The 5,683-nt window shown below is 53.0% G+C and carries 5 protein-coding genes and 1 pseudogene; all 6 read right to left on the reverse strand.

The genetic code is table 11. The features are described from left to right. Positions 1 to 241: 241 nt before the first annotated feature. A pseudogene (locus tag HMPREF0308_RS12955) lies at positions 242 to 1,342 on the reverse strand (HNH endonuclease family protein); the annotation flags it as partial. Further along, complete coding sequence (locus tag HMPREF0308_RS14440; protein ID WP_005529121.1) at positions 1,225 to 2,682, reverse strand: DUF262 domain-containing protein; 1,458 nt, start codon at positions 2,680 to 2,682, stop codon at positions 1,225 to 1,227. The pseudogene HMPREF0308_RS12955 and the gene HMPREF0308_RS14440, both read right to left, overlap by 118 nt. A gap of 193 nt (positions 2,683 to 2,875) precedes the next feature. After that, positions 2,876 to 3,430, reverse strand: a complete 555-nt coding sequence (locus HMPREF0308_RS04465; RefSeq protein WP_005529124.1) for a hypothetical protein — start codon at positions 3,428 to 3,430, stop codon at positions 2,876 to 2,878. Continuing rightward, the gene (locus HMPREF0308_RS12965) at positions 3,412 to 3,864 is read right to left on the reverse strand and encodes a putative toxin-antitoxin system toxin component, PIN family (RefSeq protein WP_005529126.1); all 453 of its coding nucleotides are present in this window, start codon (positions 3,862 to 3,864) and stop codon (positions 3,412 to 3,414) included. Before HMPREF0308_RS12965 ends, HMPREF0308_RS04465 begins: the two co-directional genes overlap by 19 nt. Next, positions 3,861 to 4,100 carry a hypothetical protein gene (locus HMPREF0308_RS04475; RefSeq protein WP_005529127.1) on the reverse strand — a complete coding sequence of 80 codons (240 nt, stop codon included), beginning with the start codon at positions 4,098 to 4,100 and terminating at the stop codon, positions 3,861 to 3,863. The genes HMPREF0308_RS12965 and HMPREF0308_RS04475 overlap by 4 nt, the downstream gene beginning before the upstream one ends. A gap of 277 nt (positions 4,101 to 4,377) precedes the next feature. Further along, positions 4,378 to 5,655: a type ISP restriction/modification enzyme gene (locus HMPREF0308_RS13865; RefSeq protein WP_304364699.1), complete on the reverse strand. Its 1,278-nt coding sequence runs from the start codon at positions 5,653 to 5,655 to the stop codon at positions 4,378 to 4,380. Positions 5,656 to 5,683: the final 28 nt, after the last annotated feature.

Raw genomic sequence — 5,683 nt, forward strand, 5'->3', positions numbered from 1 at the left:
TTGGCTTATCCAACGCATCGCGCTTGCCGATGCCGCCCGCACTGTCGCCCACTCCGCCCTCGGCGATGGCAGCCTGCTCGCCCCGAAGGGCGCCGACATACTGGGACCTGACGTGGCTGCATACTGCACTGGACTCAAGAAACGGCTCGGGCTTGGAGGAGGTTAGGCGTCGAGTTAAGGCGTCGGTTTCAGTGATAAATCGGAAGATTCGATGTTCCTAACGAACGTGGTGCCTTGCGCTTTAGCGGTTCACGTCCACGGCAGTATCAATGTCTTCAATTCGCGCAAGCCACTTTGACATGTGTCCGTCTGCAATGGCGTGGAACATTGCGTTGGGGAAATACACCGGCGGCTTGTCATAGGTTAGACAGATAGCCGCAATAATCTCCTCGGCGCTGGCCGCTGCAATTCCCTCAGCTGTCTCAAGCTCTGAGAGCGGTTTCGTTCCCAGTACAGCGGCAGGCTCATCCGGACGGAACTTCTCTAACGCTTCAGCAAATTGATTCTCGAATTGCTGCGTGTCTTCTGGAGTGACGTTCTGGGAACAAAAATCGTCCGCCATGCTCTTGAACACGGTGAGTGCAGAGTACGTCGATTCGGCTTCTTCCTCGTTGCGTTGCGATTCGCCTGCTGTCTTCCTCAGCGTGAGGATGACCTCATTGGTATCTAGTTGAAGATGATCGAAGAGTCTACGGAGGAAGGAAATTTTCTGATCGGTCGATGTAGACAGGACGACGCCCAATCCTGCATCAACTTCGCGTACTCGGCTCGAGTACGCGTAGCCCGACTTAGTAAGCACGAGAGTTCCTGATGCTTGTTCGACGAAGTTTATGAGTTCCGTTCGGTAGCGTTCGGCCATCAACTTAAGCAGCATGTGGACGAACTCGGCCCAGGTTTTGACAGGGATCTTGATGCCTTCCCATTCGAAGGCGCTGATCGAGCGCCCAGTGAAGTTCGCATCGTCGCCCATCGGCTCAGTAGGGAGCATTTCGCGCTTGGGGATAAAATCGGAACTGGGGAGGTACCAGTAGTTGAGAGCGCGGCGCAAAAGCGCGTCGGTACGCTGCTCCATAGCTGTCCGGTCCCATTTGTCCTTCGTCTTTACATCGTCATTGAGACGATAACCGGTTTCTCGGAAGCCTTTCTCACGGTCACGCTTGGTAATGAAATTGGAGTTGGAGTACGCGGAGTTGTAACCAGTGACAGTGAGGTTTCCAATGCGGTTCACCCATGTTTGATGAATCTCCTGAAAGTTCTCTCCGAGGTCTTCTTTCCACTGCGCATTGAGCGTCTGCGGCATAATGTGTTCGACACTGACATTGCCGTTCTCGAGCGCGGTTGCGATGTCCTTCGTATCGTTGGAATCTCCGTTTTCGAGAACATCGAAAAGATAAGCCCGCACGTTTTGTGGATGTTGTACATATTACGGGTACGGAACTCAGCGCTAAATTCTTCGTCGCTGGGAATGCGTCCGGTCGATCCGTCGCGGCGTCGGAGCAGATAAGTGAGCACGTCGTAAGCCGTGTCTTTCTCTCCACGTATCTTCCGCATGTCGTTGTACATGGTCTCGTAGATCTTGTTGAGCGAGTTCGTCGGAACAGAAGCGACCGTCCGGCGGAAAATATGGATCTCCAGTAGTCGAATGATGCGCGAAAATTCGTTTATTGAAAGCGTGCCACGCTTGACGTCGCGATACAGCGGCAAGAGAAGCGGAAGCTGAACATCGCCGCGGATGAGATTAAATCGTTCGAGCTGTGCGTCGAGTGCGGCATTCTTCGTGTCTGATCCACAGATCTCGCGCATGACTTGGGAATACTCGTACATGTCGCCGAGTACCGGCTGGACATCGGAACTTTGTTTTTTAAAGTATGCCTTGAACTCGTCATAGACCTCGTTGCGCTTGGGAGTCCGCGACAATTTGATCGTTAGGTACCAGCGGATGAACCAGTCCGTGAGGTACCAAATATTCTTCTCCATCGGATTCCAGTAGTTCTCGTACAGCGTCGTCTGTAACTGGTGCTCGCAGCCCATGAGTATGAGATTGCGAATTTTGTCGCCTTCGCTCAACGCAAGGCCTGTCGAGTTGAGCGATTCGAAGATGCGTTGTGGATCATCGTGCGACTCTAGATCGAGAATCATGAGGTCAAGTCTCTCGATGGCGTTCCACAGTTGATCGCCGGTGAGCTTGCTCTTGGTCATCCGCTCGAGGAAGTACCGGTAGTTTGCCGTGAGGTTGCTGTCCTCGATGAACATCGACTCATCAGCGAACAAACGCTTGTAAGCGGTTGCGTCGTTCTTTACAGGCTTGAGCTTGAATTTTGGTTCATTGGTCGAGCTGTTTTTCATGAGATAGCTAGTACGCAACCGCCGCGCGAGTTCGGGGTCTTCGGAGGTTACGACACCGGTATCCAACAGGTGCGTGAGCGCGAGGATATAGAGACTCAGCGTGGTGAGGCGCTGTTGGCCATCAATAACGACCCACTTGAACGATGTCTCGGGGTTGCCAACGATAGAGCCGAAGAAGTGACGTTCTCTGTTCTCCGTAATCAGAGTTTCCAGGTCGTCGAATAGTCGCTCACATTGCTTCTTTGACCAGTCGTAATTGCGTTGATAAACAGGGATAATGAGTTCTTTCTCGACGCTGTCGAAAATGGTATACGCCTGTTTAACTTCGCCCTTCATGCGGCTGCGGCTCCCCTCGCTAATGGTGCACGTAAATCAATCCCTTCAACAATATAGGCCGCAACGCCTGCCTGCAGCCGAAAGGCTGATTAGGAACTGAAGAGAGATCTCTGCACAAAAATTAACGAAAGGTGTGTGCGTGAAAGACTCCAAAGTGCTCGAAGATCATGGTGATATGTTTCCTGGATCTTGCTTAGTTTCGCGAACCGCGTAGTGACTGAACTGCCTTCTTGCGTACTGCATCCGTTGGAGGCCGGACTTCATTGGGCTGTAAGAATCGTGGCCCTATGCTGTGTGCTCTCCAACCATCAAGGCCGAGAGCGTCGTTCCCTTTGTTATCGAGAAGGTCTGGGCAACGCTCAAGTGTGAGGAAAACGGTGTTTTCTATCGGTGCAGTCGGCCGCAGTGCGACGTAGGAATCTCCAAGATCAGGTATGAGTTTGATGGCAACAATCTCGGGCGAGATGATAATCGGGTGAGTGCCGAATGCGCGGTTCATCAACAATGACTGAGCGGATTCGAAGTCTTCAAGCCATGCAGTTGCGGTGCCGGGGACAACGGCTTGGGCGAGCAGTTCACGGTCAAATTTTTTAGACTTAATGCCCTCTACTACCTCGAATAGGAAATTGGCGGCGTTGAAAATAGCCCGATTTCCCGCTGCTTCGATAGCTTCCCGTCCGCTCTCACTATCGCCTCTGAGAAGTTCGGATCCCCAAGCCTTCCTATCCTCTAGGAGAGTGGCTGCCATTTTGCCATCGGCGCTGGTAATCCAAAGTGCGCTGGCTGCGGCTTTGAGGACCTTTTGTCACCGCTAACAAGGAGGTCTCCGTTACCGTCTTCGTAGAGAGCGAAAAGGAAATTGTCATCGGGGTCATCGCAGATTCGCGGTAGTTTTTGCTCCGCGCGGTCCGGAACCTCTGTCCCGACAAGGGCGATGGCATCGATGAGGGATAGGCCTTCTTCTACAGTGAAGCGCTTCCGAAATTTTTCTCTAGAAATAACGTCTTCAATTTCTTGGAGAAGGTGTTCGCAGTAGAGCAACTCAAATTTTCCTGCGAAACATGCTTCAATCAGCGCGCGCTCGGAGCCGCGAGGTGACAGCAAAGACGATATGAAGAGGTTAGTATCAACAACCAGACGCAACTTTCTGTGTGCTGCTATCTGTTGAAGCTCTTCGGTCACTTACCTGCCCCCAAGGCGGTACGGATCCTCTTCTCCATTCGCATAGTGGCGATTTCTTCATGAGCAAACGCTTCCGCAGCATCGGGATCAAGGGGCTCAGATTGAGCATCGATTGTGCGGAGAAGCCGACGGTAGGCTGCTGTAGCAAGTTCGTTGTCGCTAAGTACTTCGACAGAGGCGGCGGACTTTTGAGCGTTTTCAAGAAGACGCTTACGTGCTGCATCTTTACGATTCATGGATCTGCCCACCTTTCATAATCGGCGAGGGTCTGAGTCAAAAGTTAGAACTTATTTTACCTGGCATTACGAAATACAGCTAGCCTCCGACGAGACTCATTGAAAATGCCCGCGAAAGGCCTCGGCCTGCTACCTGCATGTGCGAGACATACTCTGTTTCGCCGAGCAGAATTGGTGGCCTTGAAATTATTCTTTCAGAGACTAAAAAGAGGGAGCGCCCGCGCTGTACTGAGGTGCAGCCTCAACCCGGGTCAAAACGATGGCACGTCCCTCAGAGCTACTTTTCTTCGCCAACCTCCCTGATTCCTTCCACAATCCGTACCGTCTCCACCGCCACGCGCGTGACCTTCGCGATGAGGTCCACGATGTACCGCGGATTTCCCACCTCGTCAGCCCAGTCGTTGGGGTCGTTGACGATTCCCGATGCCTTGTCCTTCTTTACCCGGTACCGGTCAATAATCCACGCCAGCGCAGACCGCGAGCCGAGCATGTACTCGTCCGCCTCCGGCGGGATATCGCGGATGGTCACGGACTTGTTGTAGACGAGAGTCGTAACATCGTTGACGTTCTTACCCGTCTCCGAGTCCTTCTTCTTTGCCCACTTCATCTTTTGCACGCGCCACGTCTCGCGGTCGGACTCGTCTGCCGATGCCTTCAGATCCACTGTCACCGGCCACGGCTCCACGTCCTCGTAGTTCACATGCAGATCCATGAGTTCCCGGCCGGCGGCAGCCAGTTGGTCGAACCGCGCCCGCGATGTTGGAGTCTCGATATGTGGCAGCATCTTCTTCAGGTCCGCGGCGTACTTCTCTCGGTACCCTGGGTCATGCAGCTGCCCGTACACGAAGTAGAAGATGTCATCCTTCGTCACATCCGAGCCCAGCGCCTCGCGGTAAATCCCAAGAATCTCGTCCGTGATGTTGTCCACGCGCCGGTATCCATCGAGGATGTCTCCTTCCGTACCAGGCTTCGAGCTTTCCGATGCCCCCATCCCAAAGTCCAGCTCACCCTCCGGCGCCTTGACGGGCTCCCAGGTCCAGCGCGGGAAAAATTGACCGGTGTCGAGAGTATGGAGGTTCGGCAGTAGATTTGTTGCGATGAGACCGAAGTCGTAGTGGGAAGCGGCGCCGGTGAGCACAACCCCAATGTTGTCGTGAGCTGCGGTCGGAAACAGACGTGGCAGCAAGTAGACCATGTCATTGACTGGCTGGTGAAAGTAAGCGAATTGGCGGTGCATCGGGCGATAAAGAGAGTCAACAATATAGGACTCGTCGAAGGAGATTTTCTTTAGGGCTGCGAGCTGTTGCTTGAGGCTTCGGTTCCAAGAAATGAGTGTGCGATCGCTGTAACGCGGATTGGCCTCAAGGAATAGATTAACGTCGCCTTCTTTTGGCTTCGTCAGCTCTAGTTTCTGACACCAATTGGTAAATTCCTTACGGGCAGATTCGTATGTCTGGATGAGAGTTTGCATATGAGACTCGACAGATTTGCGGTTTGGTCCGTAGCACCAGCTGTCACGCGCAGTCTTTAATCCAGCGGAAAATACATCGAAAATCGCAGTTGACGCTGAATTCTTCTTTTCG

It is taken from the genome of Corynebacterium striatum ATCC 6940, from assembly GCF_000159135.1.
In the GTDB taxonomy this organism is placed as follows: domain Bacteria; phylum Actinomycetota; class Actinomycetes; order Mycobacteriales; family Mycobacteriaceae; genus Corynebacterium; species Corynebacterium striatum.

Bases quoted from the DNA above. Each gene is read 5' to 3' on its own strand.
- HMPREF0308_RS04475 (WP_005529127.1), bottom strand. From the start codon at position 4,100: ATGAATCGTAAAGATGCAGCACGTAAGCGTCTTCTTGAAAACGCTCAA.
- HMPREF0308_RS14440 (WP_005529121.1), bottom strand. From the start codon at position 2,682: ATGAAGGGCGAAGTTAAACAGGCGTATACCATTTTCGACAGCGTCGAG.
- HMPREF0308_RS04465 (WP_005529124.1), bottom strand. From the start codon at position 3,430: ATGGCAGCCACTCTCCTAGAGGATAGGAAGGCTTGGGGATCCGAACTT.